This is a genomic window from Rhizobacter sp. Root1221, from assembly GCF_001425785.1.
Taxonomy (GTDB): Bacteria; Pseudomonadota; Gammaproteobacteria; order Burkholderiales; family Burkholderiaceae_C; genus Rhizobacter.
The window spans coordinates 57,411-83,577 of record NZ_LMDI01000003.1 but is presented as its reverse complement, the minus strand read 5'-3'; the positions used below and the strand labels follow the sequence as shown (position 1 = coordinate 83,577).

The 26,167-nt window shown below is 68.7% G+C and carries 28 protein-coding genes; 21 read left to right on the top strand and 7 right to left on the bottom strand.

Annotation, left to right across the window (positions count from 1 at the left end):
- Positions 1–56: 56 nt before the first annotated feature.
- The gene (locus ASC87_RS03425; protein ID WP_235582034.1) at positions 57–2,426 is read right to left on the bottom strand and encodes a penicillin-binding protein 1A; all 2,370 of its coding nucleotides are present in this window, start codon (positions 2,424–2,426) and stop codon (positions 57–59) included.
- 197 nt (positions 2,427–2,623) lie between these two features.
- Here ASC87_RS03425 and ASC87_RS03420 point away from each other — a divergent pair, with 197 nt between their 5' ends.
- The 8 genes from ASC87_RS03420 (at position 2,624) to ASC87_RS03385 (ending at position 8,870) form a co-directional block, all read left to right on the top strand.
- On the top strand, positions 2,624–3,328 hold the full coding sequence (locus tag ASC87_RS03420; protein ID WP_056656695.1) for a TorF family putative porin: 705 nt from the start codon (positions 2,624–2,626) through the stop codon (positions 3,326–3,328).
- Between the two features lie 191 nt (positions 3,329–3,519).
- Entirely contained in the window at positions 3,520–3,957 is a 438-nt protein-coding gene (locus ASC87_RS03415) for an RNA polymerase sigma factor (protein WP_235582033.1), read from the top strand.
- Positions 3,941–4,621 carry a zf-HC2 domain-containing protein gene (locus tag ASC87_RS03410; RefSeq protein WP_157603817.1) on the top strand — a complete coding sequence of 227 codons (681 nt, stop codon included), beginning with the start codon at positions 3,941–3,943 and terminating at the stop codon, positions 4,619–4,621. Before ASC87_RS03415 ends, ASC87_RS03410 begins: the two co-directional genes overlap by 17 nt.
- Positions 4,618–5,943, top strand: a complete 1,326-nt coding sequence (locus tag ASC87_RS03405) for a S8 family serine peptidase (RefSeq protein WP_056656687.1) — start codon at positions 4,618–4,620, stop codon at positions 5,941–5,943. Before ASC87_RS03410 ends, ASC87_RS03405 begins: the two co-directional genes overlap by 4 nt.
- A 187-nt stretch (positions 5,944–6,130) precedes the next feature.
- On the top strand, positions 6,131–6,502 hold the full coding sequence (locus ASC87_RS03400; protein WP_056656683.1) for a hypothetical protein: 372 nt from the start codon (positions 6,131–6,133) through the stop codon (positions 6,500–6,502).
- Entirely contained in the window at positions 6,499–7,071 is a 573-nt protein-coding gene (locus ASC87_RS03395; RefSeq protein ID WP_200954293.1) for a cytochrome b, read from the top strand. Before ASC87_RS03400 ends, ASC87_RS03395 begins: the two co-directional genes overlap by 4 nt.
- Positions 7,072–7,099: 28 nt before the next feature.
- On the top strand, positions 7,100–8,449 hold the full coding sequence (locus ASC87_RS03390; protein ID WP_200954292.1) for a hypothetical protein: 1,350 nt from the start codon (positions 7,100–7,102) through the stop codon (positions 8,447–8,449).
- Between the two features lie 16 nt (positions 8,450–8,465).
- On the top strand, positions 8,466–8,870 hold the full coding sequence (locus ASC87_RS03385) for a c-type cytochrome (protein WP_200954291.1): 405 nt from the start codon (positions 8,466–8,468) through the stop codon (positions 8,868–8,870).
- 38 nt (positions 8,871–8,908) lie between these two features.
- Here the strand turns inward: ASC87_RS03385 and ASC87_RS03380 are convergent, their stop codons facing one another.
- On the bottom strand, positions 8,909–9,349 hold the full coding sequence (locus tag ASC87_RS03380) for an FKBP-type peptidyl-prolyl cis-trans isomerase (RefSeq protein WP_056656677.1): 441 nt from the start codon (positions 9,347–9,349) through the stop codon (positions 8,909–8,911).
- 103 nt (positions 9,350–9,452) lie between these two features.
- On the opposite strand from ASC87_RS03380, the gene ASC87_RS03375 reads away from it, so the two are divergent.
- The 3 genes from ASC87_RS03375 to ASC87_RS03365 are packed head-to-tail and all read left to right on the top strand — an operon-like array spanning position 9,453 to position 11,166.
- A complete protein-coding gene (locus tag ASC87_RS03375) occupies positions 9,453–10,436 on the top strand; it encodes a tRNA-dihydrouridine synthase (protein WP_056656674.1) in 984 nt (327 codons plus the stop codon).
- On the top strand, positions 10,433–10,657 hold the full coding sequence (locus ASC87_RS03370; protein WP_056656671.1) for a hypothetical protein: 225 nt from the start codon (positions 10,433–10,435) through the stop codon (positions 10,655–10,657). Before ASC87_RS03375 ends, ASC87_RS03370 begins: the two co-directional genes overlap by 4 nt.
- Positions 10,654–11,166: an RDD family protein gene (locus tag ASC87_RS03365; RefSeq protein ID WP_056656668.1), complete on the top strand. Its 513-nt coding sequence runs from the start codon at positions 10,654–10,656 to the stop codon at positions 11,164–11,166. The genes ASC87_RS03370 and ASC87_RS03365 overlap by 4 nt, the downstream gene beginning before the upstream one ends.
- Before the next feature lie 19 nt (positions 11,167–11,185).
- On the opposite strand, the gene ASC87_RS03360 is transcribed toward ASC87_RS03365, so the two are convergent.
- A complete protein-coding gene (locus ASC87_RS03360) occupies positions 11,186–12,982 on the bottom strand; it encodes a glutamine--tRNA ligase/YqeY domain fusion protein (protein ID WP_056656665.1) in 1,797 nt (598 codons plus the stop codon).
- Between the two features lie 278 nt (positions 12,983–13,260).
- Between ASC87_RS03360 and ASC87_RS03355 the strand changes: the two genes are divergently transcribed.
- On the top strand, positions 13,261–13,647 hold the full coding sequence (locus tag ASC87_RS03355; RefSeq protein ID WP_082568351.1) for a hypothetical protein: 387 nt from the start codon (positions 13,261–13,263) through the stop codon (positions 13,645–13,647).
- A 26-nt stretch (positions 13,648–13,673) separates the two neighbouring features.
- Here ASC87_RS03355 and ASC87_RS03350 read toward each other — a convergent pair whose 3' ends face one another.
- From ASC87_RS03350 to ASC87_RS03340, 3 genes are read right to left on the bottom strand one after another with little or no spacing between them, the layout of a single operon-like run.
- The gene (locus tag ASC87_RS03350) at positions 13,674–14,468 is read right to left on the bottom strand and encodes a LytTR family DNA-binding domain-containing protein (protein WP_056656662.1); all 795 of its coding nucleotides are present in this window, start codon (positions 14,466–14,468) and stop codon (positions 13,674–13,676) included.
- Positions 14,465–15,514 (bottom strand): sensor histidine kinase, encoded by a 1,050-nt coding sequence (locus tag ASC87_RS03345; protein WP_056656659.1) that lies wholly within the window; start codon positions 15,512–15,514, stop codon positions 14,465–14,467. The genes ASC87_RS03350 and ASC87_RS03345 overlap by 4 nt, the downstream gene beginning before the upstream one ends.
- A complete protein-coding gene (locus tag ASC87_RS03340; protein WP_056656655.1) occupies positions 15,511–16,041 on the bottom strand; it encodes a DUF6622 family protein in 531 nt (176 codons plus the stop codon). The genes ASC87_RS03345 and ASC87_RS03340 overlap by 4 nt, the downstream gene beginning before the upstream one ends.
- Before the next feature lie 204 nt (positions 16,042–16,245).
- Here ASC87_RS03340 and ASC87_RS03335 point away from each other — a divergent pair, with 204 nt between their 5' ends.
- Positions 16,246–17,958 carry a M14 family metallopeptidase gene (locus ASC87_RS03335; protein ID WP_056656652.1) on the top strand — a complete coding sequence of 571 codons (1,713 nt, stop codon included), beginning with the start codon at positions 16,246–16,248 and terminating at the stop codon, positions 17,956–17,958.
- Between the two features lie 64 nt (positions 17,959–18,022).
- Entirely contained in the window at positions 18,023–18,940 is a 918-nt protein-coding gene (ppk2, locus tag ASC87_RS03330) for a polyphosphate kinase 2 (protein WP_056656649.1), read from the top strand.
- Between the two features lie 107 nt (positions 18,941–19,047).
- On the opposite strand, the gene ASC87_RS03325 is transcribed toward ppk2, so the two are convergent.
- Positions 19,048–20,586, bottom strand: a complete 1,539-nt coding sequence (locus ASC87_RS03325; RefSeq protein ID WP_056656646.1) for a helicase HerA-like domain-containing protein — start codon at positions 20,584–20,586, stop codon at positions 19,048–19,050.
- 134 nt (positions 20,587–20,720) lie between these two features.
- On the opposite strand from ASC87_RS03325, the gene ASC87_RS03320 reads away from it, so the two are divergent.
- Genes ASC87_RS03320 through ASC87_RS03290 form a run of 7 tightly spaced genes read left to right on the top strand, consistent with a single transcriptional unit; the run spans position 20,721 to position 26,156 of the window.
- Entirely contained in the window at positions 20,721–21,443 is a 723-nt protein-coding gene (locus ASC87_RS03320) for a YebC/PmpR family DNA-binding transcriptional regulator (RefSeq protein WP_056656643.1), read from the top strand.
- Between the two features lie 47 nt (positions 21,444–21,490).
- Positions 21,491–22,783 (top strand): phosphoribosylamine--glycine ligase, encoded by a 1,293-nt coding sequence (gene purD / locus ASC87_RS03315; protein ID WP_056656640.1) that lies wholly within the window; start codon positions 21,491–21,493, stop codon positions 22,781–22,783.
- A gap of 8 nt (positions 22,784–22,791) precedes the next feature.
- On the top strand, positions 22,792–23,715 hold the full coding sequence (gene hemF, locus ASC87_RS03310; RefSeq protein WP_056656637.1) for an oxygen-dependent coproporphyrinogen oxidase: 924 nt from the start codon (positions 22,792–22,794) through the stop codon (positions 23,713–23,715).
- Positions 23,712–24,305, top strand: a complete 594-nt coding sequence (nadD, locus tag ASC87_RS03305) for a nicotinate-nucleotide adenylyltransferase (protein WP_082568350.1) — start codon at positions 23,712–23,714, stop codon at positions 24,303–24,305. The genes hemF and nadD overlap by 4 nt, the downstream gene beginning before the upstream one ends.
- A complete protein-coding gene (gene rsfS, locus ASC87_RS03300) occupies positions 24,306–25,058 on the top strand; it encodes a ribosome silencing factor (protein ID WP_056656631.1) in 753 nt (250 codons plus the stop codon).
- A complete protein-coding gene (gene rlmH / locus ASC87_RS03295) occupies positions 25,055–25,522 on the top strand; it encodes a 23S rRNA (pseudouridine(1915)-N(3))-methyltransferase RlmH (protein WP_056656628.1) in 468 nt (155 codons plus the stop codon). Before rsfS ends, rlmH begins: the two co-directional genes overlap by 4 nt.
- 16 nt (positions 25,523–25,538) lie before the next feature.
- A complete protein-coding gene (locus tag ASC87_RS03290; RefSeq protein ID WP_056656625.1) occupies positions 25,539–26,156 on the top strand; it encodes a nucleoside triphosphate pyrophosphatase in 618 nt (205 codons plus the stop codon).
- Positions 26,157–26,167: the final 11 nt, after the last annotated feature.

Here is a 26,167-nt window from a genome sequence, read left to right as displayed (position 1 = left end):
CGGACGGGAAGCGGGGTGAGGGAGGCGTTCACGGAACCGAGCATACAACACCGCGTTCAGTTCGGCCCCATGACCACGCCGGGCAGCGGCGGCTCGGGGGCCTTGGGCACCGGGGCGGAGGCGGCCGAGCCGGGTGCCCCGAGTGCCTCGGTGGCATCGTCGAAGCCCACGTGGGTCTTCGCGCCGCCGAACGCCCAGTCCATGTAGACCCAGTCGCCGCCGAGCTTCAGCACGTCGTCGGGCGCGGCAGGCTGGTCCACCGGCACGCCCCGCAACGCGTGTCCCATGAAGTCGATCCAGATGGGCAGCGACAGGCCGCCGCCCGATTCTCGCGCGCCGAGGCTGCGCGGGTTGTCGTGGCCCATCCACACCACGGCCACGAGGCTCGGCTGGAAGCCCGCGAACCACGCGTCGACGGCATCGTTGGTGGTGCCGGTCTTGCCGTACAGGTCCGGCCGCTTGAGCAGCGCCTGCGCCTTCGCGGCGGTGCCGCTGCGCGTGACCTCGTTGAGCAGGCTGTTGGTGACGAAGGCATTGCGGGGCGAAATGGCCCGCGCGTCGTCGCCGAGTTCGGTGGGCGGGGCCTCGAACAGCACGTTGCCCTTGGCGTCGGTGATGCGCTGGATGAGCCGGGGTTCCACGCGATAGCCCCCGTTGGCCAGCACCCCGTACGCGGAGGCGAGTTGCAGCGGGCTCGTCTGGCCCGAACCGAGTGCGAGCGTCAGGTTGTCGGGTTGCAGCGCGGGATCGAAACCGAAATGGCCCAGCCACTCGCGGGCCACGTCGGGCCCCAGCATCTTGACGAGCCGGATCGTCACGAGGTTCTTCGAGCGGGCGAGGGCCTGGCGCAGGGTGATGGGACCGTCGAAGCCGCCGTCGGAGTTCTTCGGGTCCCAGCCGGACGCCTCGACGTCGCCCGGCAGCACGAGCGGCGCGTCGTTGATCAGCGTGGCCGGCATGACCCCGTGTTCGAGTGCGGCCGAGTAGAGGAACGGCTTGATGCTGGATCCGGGCTGGCGCCACGCGTGGCTCGCGTGGTTGAACTGGTTGCGCGCGAAATCGAACCCGCCCACGAGTGCCCGCACGCGGCCGGTGGCCGGTTCGGTGGCCACGAGGGCGCCTTCCACGCCGGGCCATTGGCGAATGGCCCATTGGCCGGACGAGCCCAGGTCCTGCGCGAGCCGGATCACCGACCCGCGCCGGATGGATTCGGCCCCCTTGGCGCGTGACGACAGGGCCGGCTGCGCCTGCTTCAACCCGTCACCACGCACCTGCACGACCTCGCCGGTGGCCAGCGTGGCCACCACCTGCTGCGGACTGGCCTCGCTGACGATGGCCACGCGCAGGTCGTCGTCGTCGCGGTAGTCGGCCAGCAACTGGGCCACGCCGGCGTCGTGCGGCCCCATCCCGTCGGGCATGTCTTCCTGGTCCTCCGGGCCGCGGTAGGGCTGGCGGCGATCGAAGTCGAGCACACCCTTGCGCAACGCGCGGTAGGCGGCCTGCTGGTCCTCGGCGTGCAGCGTGGTGGTGACCTTCAGGCCGAGCGAGTAGGCGCTGTCGCCGTAGCGGGCGAACACGATCTGCCGCGCCATCTCGGCCACGTGTTCGGCGTGCAGCGTGGTGTCGCGGTCGTTGTGGATGTGCAGCGCCTCGATGCGCGCGGCCTGTTCGGCCTCGGCGGTGATCATGCCGGCGTCGCGCATGCGGGCGAGCACCTGCCACTGGCGCTGGCGCGCCCGCTCGAAGTTGGTGATGGGGTTCGCGTAGACGGGGTTCTGCGGCAGCCCGGCGAGCATCGCGCATTCGGCCAGCGAGAGGTCCGACAGCGTCTTGCCGAAGTAGGCTTGCGACGCTGCCTCGAACCCGTACGCACGGTGCCCGAGGAAGATCTGGTTCATGTACAGCTCGAGCACCTGGTCCTTGCCGAGTTGCCGTTCGATCTTCACCGCGAGCAGCATCTCGTTGATCTTGCGCACGTAGGTCTTGCGCGACGAGAGGTAGAACGTGCGGGCCACCTGCTGCGTGATGGTGGAGCCGCCCTGGCTGCGCCGCGAGCGCCACAGGTTCGTGAGCACCGCGCGCACGACACCGCGGGCATCGACGCCGAAGTGGTCGCGAAAGCGCTTGTCTTCCACCGCCAGCACGGCATCCTGCAACTGCTTCGGGATCTGCCCGATGGGCATCAGGTACCGGCGTTCGGAACCGAACTGGCCGATCTCCACGCCTTCGTCGGTGAAGATGCGCAGCGGCTGCTTCGGACGGTAGTCGGTCAGCGCAGTAAGGTCGGGCTGGCGCTGGTACAGCAGGGTGGCACCGATGGCCGCGGTGAAGAACACCGCGACAAACAGGGCCACGAGCACCATCGACGCACTGCGAAACACGGCGCCGGGCTGCCCGCGCCAGAGGGACTGAAAGGAGAAGCTCACCCTCGGATTATCGCGGTGTCGCGTGTAACAAAATCACACGACCTCGTGGCCGTTCGAGCGGTTCCGCATGCAAGGCGACGGACAATGCCCGGGCCCTCGGTGGATCGTCGACCTCCGGTATCCCGTCACACAAATCAATGGCTTCAGACGACACATTCCCCACGGCGCGTACCGAGGCGCGCTTCCCAGATCATTCCATGCGTGCGCGCGTGCCGGGCGCCTGCGCCGTGGCCATCGCCTTGACGCTGGGCTGCGGCGCAGCCCAGGCCCAGGAAACCAACCTGGTGCTCGGACTGAACTCCGGCGTGGTCATCCGGGGCCTTCTCCTGGGCCGCAACGAGCCGTCCGTGCAGGCCGCGGCCACGTTCTACGGCGCGTCGAGGTGGCTTGCCGGCATCGGTTTCACGTCGTTGCGCTCGCCGTCGGACGACGCCGGGGCGTGGCTGGTCACCGGCAAGGTGGGCTACGTCTGGACCTTGTCCGAAGACTGGGGCGCGCAACTGGACTATGCGCGGTACGCCTACCCTTCGAGTGAATCGCTGCGGCCCTTCGATCGCGACGAACTGAACGCCACCTTCCTCTACCGCGACCTGGTGGCCTTGTCCGTCTCCGGCTTGCGCAATGCGCGGCTGGACGATGGCGGCAGCCGCGCCAGCGTGGCCTATGACCTGACCGGACGCTACCCCGTGCGGCCCGGCTTGTCGCTGATCGCAGGCGTCGGCTACCAGGATCTCCACCGCCGCTCGGGCTTTGGCTACGCCTACGGCCATGGCGGTATCGGCGTGCGAATGGGCCAGGCTCGTTTCGAAATGTCGTACATCATGACCGACACCACGGCGAAGGCGCAGTACGGTGAGGGCGCCTCGGACCGTTGGGCGGCCGGGCTGACGTGGACGTTCTGAAGGCCCCCCAGGGCCAGGCTGCGCCCGACCCGAGCAGATTTCCGCAACTTTTTCCTCGCCCCGGCGCACTCACCGACCGATACCGCTGAATAGCCCCCCGTACGCACGCCATGCCGCTACTCTCCTTGATCCCTCGTCGGTTACGCGCTGGCGCGTCCGATGACGAAGCGGAGGCGAGGTTGTTGCAGGAGGTGATCAACGACACCTTCTGGATCGTCTGGCAGAAGGCGGACCAGTTTCGAGGCGACTCGCGCGTGTCCACCTGGATCGTGGGGATCGCCTACCGCTGCGCGCTGAAAACCTTGCGTCAGCATGGCGGCGATCCGCTGGAGTTGACCGAGCAGGCCGAAGGGGGGCATTCCCTCGTCGACCCGCACGCGGCGCATGAACTGCAGGACTGGGTATCCAAGGGCCTGGGCCGCCTCCCGGCCGAGCAACGCATGGCCCTGGAGCTTGCCTACGGCGCGGGCCATTCGCTGGAAGAGATCGCCAGCATCATGGAATGCCAGGTCAGCACGGTGAAGGCGCGCATGTTTCACGCGCGTGTCAAGCTGCGGAACCTGCTGCCGGTGCTGGCCGGGCAAGGCGGTGCGCGTGCCGAGGAGAACGAAGATGAACAATCGAACTGAAGGCGTGTCCGAACACCATCGGGCCTGGGACAACATCCCCTGGGTCGTCAACGGCAGCGCCAGCGACGCGCAGCGCCGATTGGTCGAGGCGCATGCGCGCGATTGCGCGGACTGCCGCGACGAACTCGAGCGCCAGCGCGAGCTGCAGTCGGCCATGACGCATGAACAAGCCGTCGTGACCGACCCCGCCGCAGGGCTGCGGCACCTGTGGAAGCGCATCGACCAGGCGGCCGATGACAGCGCATCCGCCGCCGGGTCGCGGCACCACGGCCGGCACACTGGCCGGCGTTTCGGTGCCGGCACGCTGATCTTCGGCCTGACGATCGCCGTCGTTGTCGAAGCGATCGGGATCTCGGTGCTGGGCGTGGGACTGCTTTCGCGCACCACGCCCGCGCCAAGCTATGAGACGTTGAGCGACCCGGTGGCCCACGACCGTGGTGCCACGATCCGGGTGGTGCCCGCCGCAAGCATGAGCCTGGGTGAACTGCAGGCACTCCTCGCGGCCCAGGAACTCCAGGTGGTGGCGGGACCGAATGCGGTGGGGGCCTATGCCTTGGCGCCGCTGTCCGCAGGGCGTTCGCTCGACAAACAACTCGCGAGCCTGCGCGCTGAACCGGGCATGCGCCTCGTCGAGCCCATCCAGGCGCGCGAACCCGGCCGATGATGATCTGCGCCCGCTTCTGGTGCCTGGCCGTTGCCCTGCTGCTCGGTGCGTGCGGCAGCGCGCCGGTTGCCTTGCCGGGCACCGGCACCGAGGGCCAGGCGATGCGCGAGCATCCCGAGCGCTTCATCGTCGTGGCGGTCACCAACCCGCAGGAAACACTGGCCACCCAGGCGGGCTCCACGCTGGCCGGCTATGCCGCATCCCAGCGTTATTCAGCGGGCAGCACCGCCAGGGCGACCGTGGCAGCGTTGAAAAAGGACTACCGCCTGAGCGAGCTCACCGGCTGGCCGATCACCGCGTTGCGGCTGCACTGCGTGGTGCTCGGGATCGCCCCGGGTGAGTCGCGCGATGAATTGCTGAAGGCCCTCGCCGAAGACAAGCGGGTCGAGATCGCGCAGCCGCTGCAGAACTTCGGTACCTTGACCGACAACCCGACGGGCTACAACGACCCCTATGTGGGACTCCAGCGCGGCTTCATCGAAATCGGCGCCGCCGAGGCGCATCAGGCTTCGCGGGGGAAGGGCGTGCGCATCGCGGTCATCGACACCGGTGTCGACGCGACACATCCCGACCTGCAGGGCCGCATCGAGGCGACGCGAAACTTCGTCGACCGCGATGAAGCCCAGTTCAATCGCGACCGGCACGGCACCGAAGTCGCCGGCATCATTGCCGCCGTCGCGAACAACGGCCAGGGCATCGTCGGCATCGCCCCGGAAGCCAGTCTCACGGTGCACAAGGCCTGCTGGCAGAACGCGAGCGGCGCGGGTGCGCAATGCAACTCCTACACGCTGGCCCTGGCGCTCGCGGCCAGCCTCGACGCGGGCTCGCACATCATCAACCTGAGCCTGGGCGGGCCTGCTGACGCACTGCTCGGCCGCCTGGTCGAGCATGCACTGAAGCAGGGGCGCATCGTGGTGGGCGCCATGCCGGCAGACGGCCGCCTGTCGGGATTCCCCGCCGGCGTCCCGGGCGTGATCGTGGTCGATTCAACCGGCCGGGGGGCCGCTCGGCGAGACGTGCTGCATGCGCCCGGGCGAGACATCCTGACGCTGGAGCCCGGGGGGCACTACGACTTCGGCTCGGGCTCATCGCTCGCGGCCGCGCACGTCAGCGCGGTGGCGGCCCTGCTGCTCAGCGCAGTGCCGGGGCTCGATGCCACGGCCATGCGGGCACTGCTGCAACGCAGCCAGGAGCCCCTGGATGCCACCGGTTCGATCGATGCCTGCGTGGCCTTGGGCGGGCTGCGCCATGCAGCCACTTGCACGTCGCGTCGCAAGGTCTTGCAAGCCGCGGGTGCCCGCGAGGCCACGCCTCCGCGTTGACGCGCCGCGCCCCCGGCCCGGGGGCGCTCGAACAAATTGTTTCGACGCCGCCGCAACCGCTTGCGGCGCAGGCCGCACTCACCGACAGAAGTACCTGGTCACAGCGATGACCTCCGTGGACTGCGGTCCGGAGGGCATGGCTTCGTGGCCGGGACATGGGCGGCAGGTCGAAGCAAGGAGCGATTGAATGACGATGACACGCAAGGGATTCCTGGGCGCAGCCACTGGTGGCGCCATTCTGTTGCTGTTGCAAGCCTGCGGTGGCGGCGATGACGACAACAGCAACGGCAGCAGCAACAGTGGCGCGGCAGCAGCCCCCCAATGCAGTTCCACGGGCGCCGCGATCTCCGGCAACCATGGGCACGTGCTCGCGATCGCCGCGGCCGACCTCGATTCGGCGACCGACAAGACCTACAGCATTGCCGGTACGTCCAGCCACGACCATTCGGTGACGTTCACGCCGGCGCAGTTGCAGGCATTGAAGGCCGGACAAAGCGTCACGGTGGCGTCCACCACCACGTTCCAGCACGCGCACGACGTGACGGCCACTTGCGTGTGAACACCGTGCGCGACGTGATGAACAAACAACAGGCCGCCTCACCGCCGGCCGCACGTCCCCGGCTCCTCGTGTGGTTTCACTGGACGACGCTTCTCGCGCTGTGCGCAGGTGTCTCGTTCATCTGGATGCGCGAGGCATTCGACGGCAAGGCGCTGCGTTCCTGGCTTCTCGAGGGGCACGCGCACATGGGCCTGCTGGTGCTGGGCCTGGGAGTCGCCCGCGTCCTGCTGCGGCTCAGGCTCGGCAAGCTGCCGGGCGACGGTGGCTTCGCGGGCCGCGTCCTGGCGGGCCTTGCGCACGCCGGCTTGTATGCCTTGCTGTTCGCGTTGCCCTTGCTCGGCTGGGCCTCGATCAACGCCCAGGGCAGGACGGTCGACTTGCTTGGCTGGCCTCTGCCTGCCCTCGTGGGTGCCGACGAGGACCTCGGCGACGAACTGCTGGCCTGGCACGTGAACGCAGCGTGGGCGCTGCTCGCCCTGGGCGTCATGCACGCAGCGGCTGCGCTGTGGCATCACTTCGTGCTGCGGGACTCCGTGCTGTCGGCGATGTTGCCGCGGCCGCGGCCATGAGTTTTTTCATCAAGACGAGGACTTCAACATGCTAACAATCCTGCGCCAGTGCCTGACGCGGCTGCTGGGCTTTTTCGCGCTACCAGGGGGGATCGGCGTCATGCTGCTCGCGGCCAGTGGCGCAGCCCATGCCGTGCCCAGTTTCAGCCGCCAGACCGGCTCCGAGTGCGCGGCCTGCCACATGGGCTCGTACGGCCTGAACCTGACACCCTACGGCATCCGCTTCAAGGCGGGCGGGTACGTCGACTCCGACGGCAAGGGCCTGAAGATCCCGCTGGCGGTTCAACTCATCGGCGAAAACGTGAACCCGAAAACCGGGTCGACGCGAACACGCCTGTCCGAGGCGGATCTCTACGTGGCGGGCAAGTTCGCTGACCAGGTCGGCGGCATGGCGCGTGTCAGCCGTCGCGACGATGGCAGCACGGTCAATACCACCTTCGAAAACCTGGACCTGCGCTTCGTCCAGGACTTGAAGGTGACCGACAAGGACACCCTCGTCGGCCTGAGCTTCAACAACAGCCCGGGCGTGCAGGATCCCATCGCGATCCTCCCGGCGCGGGGCTTCACGGTGCCCAGCACCGACGGAACGTTGCTCAACCCGGCCAGCACGCGGCGTCTCGCCAACAGGGTGCTGGGCACGAGCGTCTACGGCCTCCACGACGGGAGCTGGTACGGCGAACTCGGCACCTACCGTTCCATGTCGGTCTCCGCGCAGGACCGGCTGGGCTTCGACCCGGCCGATGATCCCGGCAAGCTCAGCGGCACCAGCTATTGGCGGCTTGCCTACATGAAGGACCTGAAGACGCAGTTCTTCTCGGTAGGCCTGGTGGGGCTGAACACCAAGCGCCAGCTGAATCGCAGTGGCCCGGCCGATGACATCAAGGACCTGGGTGTCGACCTGAGCTACCAATACCTGGGCTCGCGCGAACACATGCTGCAGTTGCGCTACGTCAACATCCTCGAGCGCCGCAAGTACGGCAGCACGCCGGCGAGCCCGTTCGTGCCGGGCCTGGTGGCCAACGCTACCGGGCGCAGCCGTGACCAGTCGCTGGCCATGACCTACGTCTACCAGCAGAGCTATGACATCACGGTGGCGCGCATGATCGGGACAGCCGCGGATGACGCCGTCCGCTTCCTCCCGTACGGCCGGCCGGACACCACCAGTACCTTGGTCCTTGTCTCGTGGGTTCCGTTCGGCAAGGAGGACTCCTGGGCGGCACCGTGGGCCAACGTGCGCCTCTCCGCCGGTTGGTTCAAGTTCAGCAAGTTCAATGGCAGCGCCACCGATATTTTCGGCACGAACGCGGGATCTGGCGCGCCGCTGACCAACGCGAAGGACCTGGACCAGTTCTCGCTCTCCCTGCGAACGGCCTTCTGACCCGGGAGGCTGCGCGATGATGGAACGTAATTCGTGGGGCGCACGTGCCCGCAAGGTGGGGGGCGCCGTGCTTCTGCCCGCCCTGGTCGCATGGACGCAACCGGCCTTCTCCGCCGGAGACGCGCCGGGCGCGGCGGTCTTCTCGGCGGAATGTGGTGAGTGCCACAGCCTGAAGGAAGGGCGCAACAAGAAGGGGCCCACCCTGTTCGGCACGCTGGGACGAAAGGCCGGCACCCAACCCGGGTTCGAGTTTTCGGAAGAGTTGCGCCGAACGGGTTGGACGTGGAACCAGGAGACGTTGCGCAGCTACCTGTCTCAGCCGACCAAGAAGGCGAATCCCGGCACCAAGATGAAGTACGAGGGGTTGGCCGATCCGAAGTCGCTCGAGGCGCTGATCGCCTATCTCACCGCGCCCAAGTGACGGGCAAGGGGGGCGGCCGTTGCGCCGCCCCCCGCGAGTTATTTCCCCGCCACTTCCAGCAGCTCGATCTCGAACTGAAGCGTGGCGTTCGGCGGGATCACCCCACCGGCACCGCGTTCGCCGTAGGCGATGGCCGGCGGGCAGGTGAGCTTGGCCTTGCCGCCCGGCTTCATGCGCTGCACCCCTTCGGTCCAGCACGGGATCACGCGGTTGAGCGGGAAGCTGGTGGGTTCGTTGCGCTTGAACGAGCTGTCGAACTCCTTGCCGTCGAGGAAGGTGCCGCGGTAGTGCACCTTGACGGTGTCGGTGGCCGCCGGGCTGGCGCCCTTGCCTTCCTTGAGCGAGAGGTAGACGAGGCCGCTCGGGGTGGTCACCGACCCTTTTTCCTTGGCGCCGGCGGCGGGCGTGCCACTGGCGGCCTGGGCGTGGGCGAACGAGGCCGACAGGGTGAGGGCAGCGAGGCAGAGCAGTTTTTTCATGCGAAGTCTCCGGTCGAAAGGGCGACATGATGTCCGTTCACGGGACTCCGCGCAAATGGAGGGGTGTCATCGGGGACAATGGCAGGCTTCGCTCCGTTGTCCCATGACCATCCTGCTCGCGCCCATGGAAGGGCTGCTCGACTTCACGCTGCGGGACATCCTCACCCGGGTGGGCGGCATCGACCGCTGTGTCTCCGAGTTCATCCGCGTCACCGGCACCCTGTTGCCGGAACGGGTGTTCACGCGTGTCGTGCCCGAACTGAACCACGGCGGCCGCACGACGGCCGGGGTGCCGGTGCGCGCGCAGCTGATGGGCTCGGATGCGGTGTGCTTGGCCGAGAACGCGGCCCGCCTGGCCGGCCTCGGGCCCGCCGGGATCGACCTGAACTTCGGCTGCCCGGCGAAGGTGGTCAACCGCCACGGGGGCGGCGCGGCCCTGCTGGCCGACCCCGAACTCCTGGCCCGCATCGTGTCGGCCGTGCGCCGCGCGGTGCCGGCGCACGTGCCGGTGTCGGCAAAGATGCGGCTGGGCCTGTACGACACGTCGCGTGCGGTCGAGTGTGCGTTGGCCATTGCCGGCGCCGGTGCCGACGAGCTGGTGGTGCATGCCCGCACGAAGGCCGATGGCTACAAGCCGCCCGCCCGCTGGGAGTGCATCGCGGGCATCCGCGAGGCGGTGCGCGTGCCGGTGGTGGCCAACGGCGAGATCTGGAACGTGGCGGATGCGGCCGAGTGCCGGCGCCAGTCCGGCTGCGATGACCTGATGCTCGGGCGTGGCATGGTGTCGTACCCGGGCCTGGCACTGGCCATCGCCAACCCCGCCCGCCCGCCACTCGACTGGGTGGCACTGATGCCGCTGATGGCCCAGTTCTGGGCGCTCGTGTGCGACAAGATCGAGCCGAAGGCCCGCGCGGGGCGCCTCAAGCAGTGGCTGAACTACCTGCGCCGCCACTACCCCGAGGCCGAGGAAGCCTACGGCCGGCTGCGCACCGTCAACGAACCAGCGCGGGTGGCCGAGGGGCTCTTCGGGATGCCTGCCGATGCCGGCGTGCGGTACGCTCCATCCTGTTACGGAGAAGTGTCATGAAAACCTACAACATCGAAGTCCAGCGGTTCAAGTCCATGAACAACGGCAACGGCCTGATCACCGCACAGGTGGACTGCCTCGTGTTGCCGCTCAAGCCCAGCGAAGACCGCGCCCCCACCACCTGGCTCAGCATGAGCGAGGAAAACGCCCGCGTGCTGCAGCAGCTGCTGAAGGCCCAGCTGGCCGAGGTGGACAAGCGCAAGGCGCGCAGCCAGCGATGACCGCCAATCAGGGAGCCCCCATGCCGGCGGACGAAGAACTCGAGTACGTCGGTTTCTGGGCCCGCACGGGCGCGTCGCTGATCGACACGGTGCTGCTGATGTGCGTCGTGACGCCGCTGGTCGTCTGGGTCTATGGCTGGGCTTACTTCGATCCGGAGCGCACCGGCATGCTCGCGGGCCCGGCGGACGGCTTGATCTCATGGGTGCTTCCGGCGGCCGCGGTGCTGGCATTCTGGGTCTACAAGCAGGCCACGCCAGGCAAGATGGCGATCGGCTCGCGCATCGTCGATGCCCGCACCGGAGCGCCGGTGACGGTCACCCAATCCCTGGTGCGGTACCTCGGCTACTACGTGTCGTTGGTGCCGCTCGGGCTCGGCTTCATGTGGGTAGGGTTCGACGCCCGCAAACAGGGCTGGCACGACAAGATGGCCGGCACGGTGGTGGTACGGCCCAAGCACCGCGGCATCTCGCCGGTGACGTTCGATCCGCCGAAACCGCCGGGCGCCTGAGCACCCGGCGTGCCGCCGGTCACTTCGACGCCCAGGTGTCCTTGAGCGTGGTGGTGCGGTTGAACACGAGGCGGCCCGGGGCGCTGTCGTGGCGGTCGGCCACGAAGTAGCCGTGCCGCTCGAACTGGAACTTGTCGTCACCGTTCGCGGTGGCCAATGACGGCTCCACGAAGGCCTGCGCCACCTTCTTGCTGTTCGGGTTCAGCACGGTGAGGAAGTCGGTGCCGCCGGCATCGGGCTGTGGCACGGTGAACAGGCGGTCGAACAACCGCACCTCGGCCGGCAGGCCGGTGGCCACGCTGACCCAGGTGACCACGCCCTTGACCTTGACCGCGTCGGCCCCCGGCGTGCCGCTCTTGGTGTCGGGCACGAGGGTGGCGAGCACGGCGGTGACCTGGCCGGCATCGTCCTTTTCGCAGCCGGTGCACTCGATCACGTAGCCATACTTCAGCCGCGCCTTGTTGCCAGGGTAGAGGCGGTGGTAGCCCTTCGTGGGCACCTCGAGGAAGTCTTCCCGCTCGATCCACACCTCGTTTGTGAGCACGAAATCGCGGTGGCCGCGTTCCGGGTGGCCCGGGTGCACCGGGGCGTGGCACGGTTCCTGGTGCGACTCGCTGCCGAACACGTCGGCGAAGTTCGTGAGCTTGAGCTTGACGGGATCGAGCACGACGCAGGCGCGCGCCGCCTTGGCGTCGAGGTCGTCGCGCAGCGCGATCTCGAGCGCGCTGTAGTCGAGCCAGCCACCGGCCTTGCTGACCCCGCTGCGTTCGGCCAGCAGTTGCAGGCTCTCGGGGGTGTAGCCGCGGCGGCGCAGGCCCACGATGGTGGGCAGGCGCGGGTCGTCCCAACCGTCCACGTGGCCGTCAGCCACGAGCTGGCGCAGCTTGCGCTTGCTGGTGACGATGTACGTGAGGTTCAGCCGCGCGAACTCGTATTGGTGCGGGCGCGGCTGCGCGAGCAGCCCGAGCGTGGCGAGGTGGTCGAGCAGCCAGTCGTAGAACGGGCGCTGGTCCTCGAACTCGAGCGTGCAGATGCTGTGCGTGATGTTCTCGAGCGCATCCTCGATGGGGTGCGCGTAGGTGTACATCGGGTAGATGCACCACGTGTCGCCGGTGTTGTGGTGCGTGGCGCGGCGGATGCGGTAGATGGCCGGGTCGCGCAGGTTGATGTTCGGGCTGGCCATGTCGATCTTCGCGCGCAGCACCATCGCGCCGTCGGCGTGCTGGCCGTCGCGCATCTCGCGCAGGCGCGCCAGGTTCTCGGCAGGCGTGCGGTCGCGGAACGGGCTGTTCACGCCCGGCTTGCCGAAGTCGCCGCGGTTGGCGCGCATCTCGTCCGGGGTCTGCTCGTCCACGTAGGCGAGGCCCGCGCCGACGAGCGCCTCGGCCGCGCGGTACATGAAGTCGAAGTAGTTGCTGGCGTGGTACAGGTGGTTCGTGCCCTGCGACGTCCAGTCGAAACCGAGCCACTTCACTGCATCGAGGATGGCGTCGACGTACTCCTGCTCTTCCTTCTCCGGGTTCGTGTCGTCGAAACGCAGGTGGCACGCGCCGCCGTAGTCGCGGGCGAGGCCGAAGTTCAGGCAGATGCTTTTCGCATGTCCGATGTGCAGGTAGCCGTTGGGCTCGGGCGGGAAACGCGTGCGGATGCGCGCCGGGTCGGGCTGGCCGGCGGCGTGGTGGGCGGCGTCTCCGGGGCTGCCACCGAACCGGCGCGAGGCGTACGTGCCCTGGGCCAGGTCGCGCTCGACGATCTGGCGCAGGAAGTTGCTCGGCTTGGTGTCGGCGCCGGAGGGTATGCTCTTGTCGTCGCTCATGAAATCCGCTTGAAATTCAATGGGTTGGGCCATCTCTGGCACGTGCTCGAACCATTGTAGACCCCGGGTTTGCCGCCGATCCAGGCGATGTGCGGCATCGGGTTCGCTGCCAGCGCAGCCGCGGCGCCCGCCGAGCGAGGCGGCGCGCATTAACAAACGGCAACAATCAGGTGTGTAACGGAGGGAATTCCGGTCAACGCCGTGTCGTCTGACACGCTATCCGGTGCGTTGTCTCGTCAGGCGCTGCCGGATGCGTGCAGCCTGACCAGGAGCAAAACATGACTGTCCGAAAGACTTCCTTCCTCGCGGCGCTGGCCTTGGCCGGTGGCCTGTTCGCTGGCGTGGCCCATGCGGGTGGTGTCAACTGGTCCGTCAACATCGGCATCCCGGGGGTCGTGTACTCGGAGCCGGTGTATTACGCGCCGCCGCCGGTGTACTACGCGCCGCCGCCGCCGGTTTACTACGAACCGCGTCCGGCCGTGGTGTACCGCCCGCCGGTGGTGGTGTACCGCCCGGGCCCGCCTGCCATCGTGGGCGGTTCGTGGGAGCGTCACCACCGCCACCATTGGCGCGACGACCGCCGCGGCTGGGATGACCGCCATGACCGGGATGGGCGCCGTGGCTGGGACGACCGCCGCGGGCACCGCGATCACTACGGCCGCTGAAGGGGCCGCACCTGCCCAGGGCGGTATCACATCGCCTTGAACAGGTGGCTGTAGAGCCGGCTCACCGGCAGCCGGTCGGCATGGCCGCGCAGGCTCAGCGTGAGTTTGCCGGCCTCGTCGCGCGTGGCCGTCGCGATGGCGTCCGCGCGCACCACGGTGCCGCGGTGCACCTGCCAGAACCGCTGGGTGTCGAGTTGCGGGAGCAACTCGCGGAGCGACATGCGGATCAGGTGCTCGCGTTCGGCCGTCACGAGCCGCACGTACTTGTCGGCTGCCTCGAAGTACAGCACGTCGTCGATGCGCACCATGTGGATGGTGTTTCCGGCGCTTGCCTGGATCACCGCCAGCTTCGCGGCTGGTGCCGCTCCCGCGCTGGCCAACAGCGCACGCAACTGCGCGAGCGAGGTGTCGTCGTGGCCCGTCTCGCCGGCATGGCGGCGGGCCAGCGCGTCCTTCAGCCGTGAGCAGGTGAGGGCCAGCCGGTCTGCACGCACGGGCTTGAGCACGTAGTCCACCGCGGCCAGGTCGAAGGCCTTCAGCGCGTATTCGTCGTACGCCGTCACGAACACGGTGAGGGGCAGCGGGGTGTCGCCGGGCCACTCCTCGGCCAGCGCCTGGGCGGCCTCCAGCCCGCTCTGGCCGGGCATGCGCACGTCCAGGAACACGATGTCGGGCCGGTGGGCCAGCCCCTGCTGCACCGCGGCGAGCCCGTTCGGCGCCACGGCCACCACCTCGAGCTCCGGCCACAGCGTCCGCAACTCGGACTGCAGGCTCGCGGCGAGCAGCGGTTCGTCTTCGGCGATCACGGCGGTGGGGTTCATCGGGTGGTCTCCAGGGGCAGCCGGACGGTGGCGAGGGCGCCGCCGTCGCCATCGGCGGCCGGGGCGAGGGTCATCGAAGCTGCCGGGCCGTACTTCGTGGCCAGCCGCTCTCGCACGTGGGTCAGCCCGAAGCGTGTGCCGTGGGCCGCGGGGGCGTCGAGGCCCGCGCCGGTGTCGCGCACCTCGATGACCAGTTGGCCACGCTCGCCGCGGGCCCGCACGATCAGGCGGCCGCCGTCAACGTGGGGTTCGAGCCCGTGCTTGATGGCGTTTTCGACCAGCGGCTGCAGCAGCAGCGTGGGCACGGGGACCGCGGCCAGGTCGTCCGGCAGGTCGAGCGTGGTGGTGAGCCTGTCACCCATGCGCACCTTCATCAGCGCGAGGTAATCGGCCGTGCGGTCGAACTCGGCCGACAGCGGGTGCAACGTGGCACGCGAGCTGGCGAGGGTGGACCGCAGGAACGCGATCAGGTGGTCCAGCAGTTCCTGCGCGCGGGGCGGGTCGGTGGCGATCAGGGCGCGCAGGTTCGCGAGCGTGTTGAACAGCATGTGCGGCTCGAGCTGGGACTGCAGCAGCATCAGCTGCGCCTCCGCCGCGTCGCGCCGGGTGGTCACGAGGGCTTCGGCGTAGTGCCGTGCGCGCCCCGTGGTCCAGAAGAAATACGAGACGAGGGCGCCGATGCCGCCCAGCAGGAACACGTGCTTCACCGCGGAGTCCGCCGACGTGAACATCGCCGCCCAGCGGTCGCCGCCGACGATGGTGTCGCCGAGCTTGCCGCCGGCGAGATTGCCCACCACCACGCCGAGGGCCGGCAGCGCGAAAGCGCGCCAACCCGCGGGCCAGCCGCTCTCGTTGTCGCGCCGCACGGCCAGCCGGCCGAAGTCGATCAGGGCCCAGGTCGTGATGCCGATCGCATGCGACATCACGAGCTGATAGGCCAGCGGACCTCGGCCGGAGAGTGTCATGGCGGCGGCGATCACCGTGTTGACGACCAGCACGATCGCCAGGTGACGGATGAAATGGCGCGGCGCGACTGGGTTGCTCATGAATGGGACGGCGCTTCGGAGCACCGGAGTCTAGTCGGCATCGCCTGCCACATGGCCGCCGCGCGACCCAGGAACACCCCGCTGAAGGCGCCATACGCCGATGCAACCACCGGGACAAACGCGGGATGCCCGGTCACCGGCGCGCCGATCGCGGTGGCGGCGCCCACGGCGAACTTCAACGCAAAGATCGCGAGGAACATCATCAGCGGCACCCAGCTGCCCGGTACGGCCAACCGATTGGCGCCGGCGCGCCACGTGATGCCCCGGGGCCAGCCGGCCAGCACGATCGCCGTGGCCGTGCCCGCCACACCAAGGGCCCATGCGCCGAATGGCAGGGTCCCGAGGCCGAAGGCGGTGCGCAAGGCGTTGAGCGACACCAGCAGCATCACGATCGGGAGGATCATGGCCGCACGGCGGCCCACGAGGCGGTCGCGGGCCTGGGACAGGCCCAGCAGCAACAGCGCCAGCAGCAGGCCCCAGACCCAGGTGGGGGCGTGGGTGACGATCTGGGTGGGGGCGGGGGTCATGCTGGTCTCCTCAAGTTGGCGTGTCGACGGGGTGATCCTCGGGGCCCGGCGGTGCCTGCACCACCCGGTTGCGACGGCCTGCAGCCCGCGGGCGCGAAATGCCGTGCAGACGGCACGAACCGGTGTGGTTCGCGCCCCGAAGGAGGGATTGGTGCCCTCCGATCTGGCGTCTATAGTCCGGTCGATCAACCCGGAGAACCCTGCATGTCCCGCCGCCGCCGCCCCACCTTCCTCCGTCGTTTGCCGGGTCCGATGTCGGTCCTGCTGCCGGCGCTCTGGCTGGCGGGGTGCGGGTCGAGCCCGATGCCGAAGGGCCCGGTGCTGCCCCCGGCCGGTGCGCTGCGCCCGGCGGCCTCTGCCTCTGCGTCCACCGTGTCCGCGGCACCGTCCCCGGCGTCCCCGGTGGCTCCGCCGGCCGTCACCAGCCCCCTCGAACCGGGTGCCATCGCGGCACGGTTCCCGGAACCGCCGGTGACCTATGCGCTGGCCTCGCTCGAGCCCGGCCGGCAGGAATTCACGACCCCGGCCGAACTGCAGGAGCGCCTGCAGGCGCTGGTGGTGCCCCGCGCATCCACACCCACGGGCAATCCCACCAGCATCACGCTGGTGCCGCTCGGCAACTCGCAGGACGGCGCGCCGCTGCAGGCCCTGGTGTTCACCAAACACCCGTCGCCCACCCCGGCGGTCATCGTGCGCGGCGGCCGCCCCACGGTGATGATCGTGGCCCAGCAGCACGGCGACGAGCCCGCCGGCACCGAAGCGCTGCTGCTGATCGCCGAGGAACTGGCGGGCGGCAGCCTGCAGGACCTGCTGGAACGCATCAACGTCGTCATCCTGCCGCGCGCCAACCCGGACGGCGCGGCGCGGGCGAAGGCCGCGTTGTCGGATGGCACCGACCTCGACACCGACCACCTGCTGCTCACGAGCCCCGAGGCCCGTGCCATGGCGCGTCTCGCGTCCGACTACCGGCCGCTGCTGGTCATCGACGCCCACGAGTACCCCGTGGACACGGCTTACGCGGAACGTGTGGGCGGTGCCCAGCGGGCCGACCTGCAACTGCAGTACGCCGGCACGGCCGGGGTGCCCGACTTCATCTCGAAGGCCTCCGAAGAGTGGTTCCGGCAGCCGCTGCTGGGCGCGCTGAAGCAGGAAGGCCTGTCGATCGAGTGGGCCCACCGTGTCGCGGCCGATGGCCAGCGGGTGACGATGGGCAATGCCCGGCCTGACACCGCACGCAACGTCAACGGCCTGCGCAACGCGGTGAGCGTGGTGCTCGAATCGCGTGGCGGCAACCTGGGCCGGGCGCACCTGGGCCGCCGCGTCTTCAGCCACGTGGCAGCCATCGGTGCGCTGCTCAAGAGCAGTGCCCAGCGTGCCGACGACCTCGTCAAGCTCCGCAAGTACGTCGATGCGTCGGTGCGGGCCGACGTGTGCAGCGGCACGGCCCTGATCGACGCACGCCTGACGCCCGCCGAGCACACGCTGGTGCTGCTGGACCCGTCCACGGGTGCCGACAAGTCCGTTGCACTCAGCAACTGGGATTCGTCGCTGGCACTGCGCGACGCCAAGCGCCGCAGCCGCCCCTGTGGTTACTGGCTCGGTGCCGACCAGTCGAATGCCGTGGGCCGCCTGCGGGGCCTCGGCCTGCGGGTGGAGCAGCTCAGCGAAGCGTTCGACGGCATGCAGGCTGATGCCAATTCGGGTGCGCCGGTGGCGGGCGAGCGCGAGACGCTGGAGTTCAAGGCACCGGCCGGCAGCTACTACGTGCCACTGAGCCAGCCGTGGGGCAACCTCGTCGTGGCCGCGCTGGAACCCGATTCGGCCCAGGGGTTCCTGGCCAACAAGGTGGTGTCATCGCCAGCACGCCTGCGCAAGGTCACCGCGGTGCCGAAGGTGCGCCGCACGCTGGTGCCCTGACCTTCACGAAATTGCCACGGGCAGCGGTTAGGGTGGCGGTACTTTCGCTTTGCCCCATCTGCCCGTGACCACCCAAGACGATGCGCTGCTGCAGCGGCTCCAGGACGACCTGATCGACAGCTACGACGAGGAGCTGGAGCTCGAACTCGACGACCGCGCCCTCGAGGCCTATGCCGGCGAGGGCGGGGTGCACCGCTCCGACGAGTACCGCGAGAACCGCCAGCGCTATTTCCGGGAACTGTTCCGCCTGCAGGGGGAACTGGTCAAGCTGCAGGACTGGGTGGTGTCGAGCCGGCACAAGGTCGTGATCCTGTTCGAGGGGCGCGATGCCGCAGGCAAGGGCGGGGTCATCAAGCGCATCACGCAGCGCCTGAACCCGCGCGTGTGCCGCGTGGCCGCGCTGCCGGCACCGAACGACCGCGAGCGCACGCAGTGGTACTTCCAGCGCTACGTGTCGCACCTGCCTGCGGCCGGCGAGATCGTGCTGTTCGACCGCAGCTGGTACAACCGTGCAGGTGTCGAACGGGTCATGGGGTTCTGCACCGACGACCAGTACGAGGAATTCTTCCGCTCCGTGCCCGAGTTCGAGCGCATGCTGGTGCGCTCGGGCATCCAGGTCATCAAGTACTGGTTCTCGATCTCCGACGAGGAGCAGCACTCGCGCTTCCTCGGCCGCATCCAGGACCCGCTCAAGCAATGGAAGCTGAGCCCGATGGACCTGGAAAGCCGCCGCCGCTGGGAGGACTACACCAAGGCCAAGGAAGTGATGCTCGAGCGCACGCACATCCCGGAGGCCCCCTGGTGGGTGGTGCAGGCGGTGGACAAGAAGAAGGCCCGCCTCAATTGCATCCACCATCTGCTGGGCCAGATGCCGTACCAGGAGACGGAGCATCCGTCGGTGGTGTTGCCGAAGCGGGAGCGGCGGGAGGACTATCAGCGGCAGCCGGTGCCCCAAGAGATCGTCGTCCCTGAGGTCTATTAGCCCCCCAGTCGGCTGTTCGCCTCCTGCCCCCAGGGGGCGACCCCGGGTCGGCCGGCGGAGCCGGTCCTCGCGGGTGGCTTGATCTGGCGCTTCGCTTGCTTCGTTTTTTAACGTCGGCGTTTCGTTGCCGTGCTGCCCCCGAACAGGCTGCCCAGCACGCCGCGCACGATCTCGCGGCCCACGCTGGTGCCCATGGTGCGGATGGCGGACTTGGCCATGGTCTGGGCCAGGCCGTCGTGCCTGGCGCCGCGCGGGCCGGTGTGGCCGAACAGCAGGTCGTTCAGGCCGCCCATCAGGCCGCCGCCGTCTTCTGCCGGTGCAGCCCCGCCCGGCGCCTTCTGCACCGCGGTGTCGGCCGCCTCGACGCTGTCGATGGCGCGGCCCTTGAGTTTTTCGTACGCAGATTCGCGGTCGACGGTCTTCTCGTACACGCCCGCCACCAGCGACTGCGCCAGCAAGACCTTGCGCTGCTCGGGCGTGATGGGGCCGATCTGGCTGCCCGGGGGCAGCACGAACACCCGCTCGGTGACACTCGGGCGGCCTTTTTCGTCAAGCAGGCTGACAAGGGCCTCGCCCACGGCCAGCTCGGTGATGGCCGTCTCGATGTCGAGGCCCGGGTTCGCGCGCATGGTGCTGGCGGCCGATTTCACGGCCTTCTGGTCGCGCGGGGTGAACGCGCGCAGCGCATGCTGCACGCGGTTGCCGAGCTGGGCGAGCACGGTGTCGGGGATGTCGAGCGGGTTCTGCGTGACGAAGTACACGCCCACGCCCTTGCTGCGCACGAGGCGCACCACGAGTTCGATGCGCTCCACCAGCGCCGCCGGGGCGTCCTTGAACAGCAGGTGGGCCTCGTCGAAGAAGAACACGAGCTTGGGCTGGTCCAGGTCGCCCACCTCGGGCAACTGTTCGAACAACTCGGAGAGCATCCAGAGCAGGAAGGTGGCGTAGAGGCGCGGGGCGTTCATCAGCTTGTCGGCCGACAGCACGTTCACGACGCCCTTGCCGGAGACCGTCTGCATGAAATCGGCGATGTTGAGCATGGGCTCGCCGAAGAACTTGTCGCCGCCCTGTTCCTCGATCTGGAGCAGGCCGCGCTGGATGGCGCCCACGCTCGCGGCGCTCACGTTGCCGTATTCGGTGGTGAACGCACTGGCGTTGTCGCCCACGTGCTGCAGCATCGCGCGCAGGTCCTTCAGGTCGAGCAGCAGCAGGCCGTTGTCGTCGGCAATCTTGAACACGAGGTTCAGCACCCCGGCCTGCGTCTCGTTGAGCGCCAGCATGCGGGCCAGCAGCAGCGGACCCATGTCGCTCACGGTGGCGCGCACCGGATGCCCCTGCTCGCCGAAGACGTCCCACAGCGTGGCGGGGCACGCGAGCGATTCCGGGGCATCGATGCCACGCTCCTTCAGCACCGCGGCCAGCTTGTCGCCGATGCGGCCGGCGTGGGTGATGCCGGTGAGGTCACCCTTCACGTCGGCCATGAACACGGGCACGCCGAGGCGGCTGAAGTTCTCGGCGAGCGTCTGCAGCGTGATGGTCTTGCCGGTGCCGGTGGCGCCGGTGATGAGCCCGTGGCGGTTCGCCAGCGCAGGCAAAAGATGGCATTCGACGGTGCCGTGTCGGGCGATCAGGATGGGCTCGGCCATGTCGGTGCTCCGGGGAGTGGGTGCGGGGGCTATAAAATCACAGTCTATTCGCAAGACCCCCTGATTTTTCAGAACACCAGAGTGGCCGCCGGCGGGAGCAATCCTCCCCGGAACGGCCCGCACGAGGAGCCTTCATGGCCGGACATTCCAAATGGGCCAACATCCAGCACCGCAAGGGGCGTCAGGATGAAAAGCGCGGCAAGCTGTGGACGCGCGTGATCCGCGAGATCATCGTCGCCGCCCGCCACGGCGGGGGTGACCCGAAGGAGAACCCGCGCCTGCGCCTGGCCATCGAGAAGGCCAAGGCGGTCAACCTGCCGCTCGACACCGTCAAGAAAAACATCGACAAGGCCACCGGCAACCTGGAGGGCTCGTCGTACGAGGAAGTGCGCTACGAGGGCTACGGCATCGGCGGCGCGGCCATCATCATCGACTGCATGACCGACAATCGCGTCCGGACGGTGGCGGAAGTGCGCCACATGTTCAGCAAGTACGGCGGCAACCTGGGCACCGAAGGGTCGGTGGCGTTCCAGTTCAAGCACGTCGGGCAACTGGTGTTCGCACCGGGCGCCGATGAGGACAAGATCATGGAAGTGGCACTCGACGCCGGCGCCGACGACGTCGTCACCGACGACGACGGCGCCATCGAGGTGCTGACCCCTCCCACCGGCTTCGAAGCCGTGCAGGCCGCGCTGGAGGCCGCCGGGTTCAAGGCCGACGTGGCCGAGGTGACGATGCGCGCGGAAAACAACGTCGAACTCGAAGGCGAGGACGCGGCCCGCATGCAGAAACTGCTCGACATGATGGAAGACCTCGACGACACCCAGGACGTCTTCCACAACGCCGTGCTGCCGTGACGGCACACGACACACCGATCGACCAAGCAAGACACACTGGTGACCCCATGAAAATTCTCGTGATCGGCTCGGGTGGCCGCGAACATGCGCTGGCCTGGAAGCTGGCGCAATCCCCGCGCGTCCAGGCCGTCCATGTGGCCCCCGGCAACGGTGGCACCGCGCTCGACCCGAACTTGCGCAACGTCGCCATCACCGACGTCAAGGCGCTCGCCGACTACGCCGAGGCCGAGAAGATCGGTCTCACCGTGGTGGGCCCCGAGGCGCCGCTGGCCGCTGGCGTGGTCGACGAATTCCGGGCCCGCGGCCTGCGCATCTTCGGCCCCACGCGGGCCGCGGCGCAGCTCGAAAGCTCGAAGGCCTTCGCGAAGGACTTCATGAAGCGCCACGCGATCCCCACCGCCGCCTACGACACGTTCACCGACGTGGCCGCCGCGCACGCGTACGTGGACCGCATCGGCGCGCCCATCGTCGTGAAGGCCGACGGCCTGGCGGCGGGCAAGGGGGTGGTAGTGGCCATGACGCTGGCCGAGGCCCATGAGGCCGTCGACTGGATGCTCGCCGGCGACGACAACAAGCTCGGCGTGCAGCACAACGCCGGCGGCGCGCGCGTCGTGATCGAGGAATTCCTGCGCGGCGAGGAAGCCAGCTTCATCGTGCTGTGCGATGGCAAGAACGTGCTGCCGCTCGCCACCAGCCAGGATCACAAGCGCCTGCTCGATGGCGACGAAGGCCCCAACACCGGCGGCATGGGTGCGTATTCACCCGCCCCGGTGGTCACGCCCAACGTGCACGCCCGGGCCATGCAGGACATCATCCTGCCCACCATCGCCGGCATGGCGCGCGACGGCATCCCGTTCACGGGCTTCCTGTACGCCGGCCTGATGATCGACGACGACGGCGTGCCCAAGACGCTCGAGTTCAACACCCGCATGGGCGACCCGGAAACGCAGCCCATCATGATGCGGCTCAAGAGCGACCTGGTGGACGTCTTCCTGCACGCCACCGACGGCACGCTGGACCAGGTCGAACTGCAGTGGGACCGCCGTGTCGCGCTGGGTGTCGTGATGGCCGCCCACGGCTACCCGCTCACGCCGCGCAAGGGTGACGACATCACCGGCCTGCCGGCCGAACTGCCCGATGCGATGGTCTTCCACGCCGGTACCACGCCGGCAGGCAAGGGCAGCACCGCGTCTGCCGGCGGCCGGGTGCTGTGTGTCACCGCCCTTGGCGACTCGGTGAAAATGGCCCAGCAACGCGCGTACGACGTGCTGCAGGGCATCCACTTCGACGGCGCGCAGTTCCGCCGCGACATCGGCCACCGCGCCATCAAACCGCGCTGAACCACCGCATGGACTTCTCTGCCGTTCGCCAGTACCTGCTCGGCCTGCAGGACCGCATCGTCGCGGCGCTGGAGGCCGAAGGCGGCGACACCTTCGCCACCGACGCCTGGGCGCGCGAGCCGGGTGGCCCGCTCGAGGGCGACGGCCGTTCGCGGCTCATCGAGAACGGCACGCTGCTCGAGCGCGGCGGCTGCAACTTCTCGCACGTGCGCGGGCGCACCATGCCCCCGTCGGCCACCGCCCACCGGCCCGAACTGGCGGGCGCGCCGTTCGAGGCCATGGGGGTGTCGCTTGTGTTCCACCCGCGCAACCCGTATGTGCCCACGGTGCACATGAACGTGCGCATGTTCGCCGCGCTGCCGGCCGGGCGGGAGCCCGTGGTGTGGTTCGGCGGCGGCATGGACCTCACGCCGTACTACGGCTTCGAGGAAGACGCCGCGCACTTCCACCGGGTGAACCGCGACGCGCTCGCCCCGTTCGGCGACACGCTGTACCCGCGCTTCAAGCAGTGGTGCGACGACTATTTCTTCCTCAAGCACCGCAACGAGCCGCGCGGCATCGGTGGTGTGTTCTTCGACGATTTCACCGACGGCGGCTTCGACAACGGCTTTGCGGTGACCCGCGCGGTGGGCGACGCACTCCTGGGTGCCTACCTGCCCATCGTGCAGCGCCGAAAGGCGATGCCCCACGGGGAACGCGAACGCGACTTCCAGACCTACCGCCGCGGCCGTTACGTCGAGTTCAACCTGGTCTTCGACCGGGGCACGTTGTTCGGCCTGCAATCGGGTGGCCGCACCGAGTCCATCCTGATGTCGATGCCGCCGGTCGTGACCTGGCGGTACAACTGGGCGCCTGAGCCCGGCACGCCGGAGGCGCGGCTGTACTCGGACTTCCTGCGTCCGCGCCCCTGGGCGGACGAGGGATCGCGTTGAAACGCATCGGCCTCTTCGGCGGCACGTTCGACCCCGTTCACCTGGCCCACGTGACGCTGGCCCGGGTGGCGCTCGACCAGCTGCAGCTCGACGAGGTGCACTGGGTCCCCGCGGGCCGGCCGTGGCAGAAGGCCCGGTCGCTCACGTCCGCCACCCACCGGGCGGCGATGGTGGCCCTTGCCATCGCCGACGAACCCCGGTTCGTGCTGGACCGCTGCGAAATCGACCGCAGCGGCGCCAGCTACACCTATGACACGGTGCGGGAGCTTCAGGCCGCGCAGCCGGGCGCAGAGTGGTTCCTGATCATCGGCCAGGACCAGTACGCGGGCCTCCACACGTGGCTCGGCTGGCAGAAGTTGCTGGAGCGTGTGACACTTGCGGTCGCCAACCGGCCCGGGGCGCCGTTGCAGGCGAGTCCCGAAGTCGAGCAGGTAGCCCACCAGGCGGTGGCGCTCCCCATGATGGACATCTCGTCCACCCACATTCGCGCCCAGGTGGCGGCCGGACAGCGCGTAGATGCGCTGGTGCCTGCCGCCGTGGCGCGCTATATTGACCTACACCACCTCTATCGAGGAACCCACGGGAGCTGAATGGACATCCGAAAACTGCAGCGCGCCATCGTCGATGGCCTTGAAGACGTCAAGGCCCAGGACATCGCCGTCTTTGACACCGAACACCTTTCGCCGCTCTTCGAGCGCGTGATCATTGCTTCGGGCACCTCGAACCGGCAAACCAAGGCACTTGCTGCCAGCGTGCGGGATGCGGTCAAAGCCGAAGGCTTCAAGGTGCCCCGCACCGAGGGCGAGGTGAACGGCGAATGGATCATCGTGGACTGCGGCGCTGCCGTCGTGCACGTGATGCAACCCACCATCCGCGAGTACTACCACCTCGAGGAAATCTGGGGCGACAAACCGGTCAAGCTCAACAAGACCGAACGCAGCACCAAGCTCGTCAAGGCCGAGGAGCCGGCACCCGCGGCCAAGAAGGCGCCAGCCAAGAAGGCCGCTGCCAAGAAGGCCGCTGCCAAGAAGGCCCCGGCCAAGGCTGCTGAACCCGCAGCCAAGAAGGTGGCGGCGAAGAAGGCAGCCCCGGCCAAGGCCGCTCCAGCGAAGGCTGCACCGGCCAAGAAGGTCGCCGCGAAAAAGGCGGCGGCACCGGTGCGCACGATGAAGGTCAACGAGCCGGTGGCCAAGAAGGCGCCCGCCAAGAAGGTGGCGGCCAAGAAGGTCGTGGCCAGGAAGGCCGCGGCGCCGAAGGCCGGCGTCACGCGCACCACCGGGGTGAAGTCCACGCCGGTGGCCGCGAAGAAGGCCCCGGCCAAGAAGCCTGCCGCCCGCAAGTGAAGCTGCTGCTCGCCGCGGTCGGGCAGCGGCAGCCGTCGTGGGCGGAAACCGCCTACGACGACTTCGCCAAGCGCTTTCCACCGGAAATGCGCCTGGAGCTGAAGGCCGTCAAGGCGGAAGCCCGCGGCTCGAAGACGGCCGAACAGCTGATGGCCGCGGAGGCCACCCGCCTGGAGGCCGCATTGCCGAAAGGTGTGCGGCGCGTCGTGCTGGACGAACGCGGCACCCGCCTGACCACCGTGCAGTTGGCCGCCCGCATGGAGGCCTGGCAGCACGATGGCCGTGACGTGGCGCTTCTCATTGGTGGCCCCGACGGGCTCGACCCGGCCCTGAAGGCCACCGCCGATGAAACCCTGCGCCTGTCCGATCTCACGCTGCCTCATGCATTTGTGCGTGTGCTGCTCGCCGAAGCGCTGTACCGTGCATGGACCGTGCTGGTGAACCACCCCTATCACCGGGAGTGAGCGGCCCGGCGCCCCCATGACCGACTTCATCTACCTTGCCTCGCAAAGCCCCCGCCGGCGCCAGCTGCTCGAGCAGATCGGCGTGCGGCACGAGATGCTGCTGGCCGACCCCGACGAGGACACCGAGGCCCTCGAGGCCGAACGTGCGGGCGAACGCCCGGAAGACTACGTGGCGCGGGTCACGCGGGCCAAGCTCGGCGCCGCCCGCGCGCGCTGGACGGCACGGGGCCTCGCCCCCGCGCCCATCCTGTGCGCCGACACCACGGTGGCCCTCGGGCGCCGCATCCTGGGCAAACCGGCCGACGCGGCCGATGCACAACGCACGTTGTCCAAGCTGTCGGGCCACACCCACCGCGTGATCACCGCGGTGGCGGTGGCCCATGGTGCGTTCGAGGCCATCGCCGTCAACGTGTCGAAGGTGCACATGGCCTCCGTGGCGGCCGACGAGATCGCCACCTACGTGGCCAGCGGTGAACCGTTCGGCAAGGCCGGTGCCTATGCGATCCAGAGTGCCGCCGCGGCCTGGATCTCGCGGATCGAAGGCAGCTACTCCGCTATCATGGGTTTGCCTTTGTACGAGACGGCAGAACTGCTTCGGCAGGCAGGCTTGCGCTTCCCCGCCGCGTCGGCCTGACGCGGCCTCAC

Excerpts from the sequence above, each read along its gene's own strand:
- hemF (WP_056656637.1), top strand. The coding sequence starts at position 22,792 with ATGGACTTCTCTGCCGTTCGCCAGTACCTGCTCGGCCTGCAGGACCGC.
- ASC87_RS03380 (WP_056656677.1), bottom strand. The coding sequence starts at position 9,349 with ATGAAAAAACTGCTCTGCCTCGCTGCCCTCACCCTGTCGGCCTCGTTC.
- ASC87_RS03420 (WP_056656695.1), top strand. The coding sequence starts at position 2,624 with ATGCGTGCGCGCGTGCCGGGCGCCTGCGCCGTGGCCATCGCCTTGACG.
- rsfS (WP_056656631.1), top strand. The coding sequence starts at position 24,306 with ATGGACATCCGAAAACTGCAGCGCGCCATCGTCGATGGCCTTGAAGAC.
- ASC87_RS03375 (WP_056656674.1), top strand. The coding sequence starts at position 9,453 with ATGACCATCCTGCTCGCGCCCATGGAAGGGCTGCTCGACTTCACGCTG.
- ASC87_RS03400 (WP_056656683.1), top strand. The coding sequence starts at position 6,131 with ATGACGATGACACGCAAGGGATTCCTGGGCGCAGCCACTGGTGGCGCC.
- ASC87_RS03335 (WP_056656652.1), top strand. The coding sequence starts at position 16,246 with ATGTCCCGCCGCCGCCGCCCCACCTTCCTCCGTCGTTTGCCGGGTCCG.
- ASC87_RS03365 (WP_056656668.1), top strand. The coding sequence starts at position 10,654 with ATGACCGCCAATCAGGGAGCCCCCATGCCGGCGGACGAAGAACTCGAG.
- ASC87_RS03370 (WP_056656671.1), top strand. The coding sequence starts at position 10,433 with ATGAAAACCTACAACATCGAAGTCCAGCGGTTCAAGTCCATGAACAAC.
- ASC87_RS03385 (WP_200954291.1), top strand. The coding sequence starts at position 8,466 with ATGATGGAACGTAATTCGTGGGGCGCACGTGCCCGCAAGGTGGGGGGC.
- ASC87_RS03410 (WP_157603817.1), top strand. The coding sequence starts at position 3,941 with ATGAACAATCGAACTGAAGGCGTGTCCGAACACCATCGGGCCTGGGAC.
- ASC87_RS03340 (WP_056656655.1), bottom strand. The coding sequence starts at position 16,041 with ATGACCCCCGCCCCCACCCAGATCGTCACCCACGCCCCCACCTGGGTC.
- ASC87_RS03390 (WP_200954292.1), top strand. The coding sequence starts at position 7,100 with ATGCTAACAATCCTGCGCCAGTGCCTGACGCGGCTGCTGGGCTTTTTC.
- ASC87_RS03360 (WP_056656665.1), bottom strand. The coding sequence starts at position 12,982 with ATGAGCGACGACAAGAGCATACCCTCCGGCGCCGACACCAAGCCGAGC.
- ASC87_RS03405 (WP_056656687.1), top strand. The coding sequence starts at position 4,618 with ATGATGATCTGCGCCCGCTTCTGGTGCCTGGCCGTTGCCCTGCTGCTC.
- ASC87_RS03325 (WP_056656646.1), bottom strand. The coding sequence starts at position 20,586 with ATGGCCGAGCCCATCCTGATCGCCCGACACGGCACCGTCGAATGCCAT.
- ASC87_RS03345 (WP_056656659.1), bottom strand. The coding sequence starts at position 15,514 with ATGAGCAACCCAGTCGCGCCGCGCCATTTCATCCGTCACCTGGCGATC.
- ASC87_RS03290 (WP_056656625.1), top strand. The coding sequence starts at position 25,539 with ATGACCGACTTCATCTACCTTGCCTCGCAAAGCCCCCGCCGGCGCCAG.
- ASC87_RS03320 (WP_056656643.1), top strand. The coding sequence starts at position 20,721 with ATGGCCGGACATTCCAAATGGGCCAACATCCAGCACCGCAAGGGGCGT.
- ASC87_RS03350 (WP_056656662.1), bottom strand. The coding sequence starts at position 14,468 with ATGAACCCCACCGCCGTGATCGCCGAAGACGAACCGCTGCTCGCCGCG.
- ASC87_RS03355 (WP_082568351.1), top strand. The coding sequence starts at position 13,261 with ATGACTGTCCGAAAGACTTCCTTCCTCGCGGCGCTGGCCTTGGCCGGT.
- purD (WP_056656640.1), top strand. The coding sequence starts at position 21,491 with ATGAAAATTCTCGTGATCGGCTCGGGTGGCCGCGAACATGCGCTGGCC.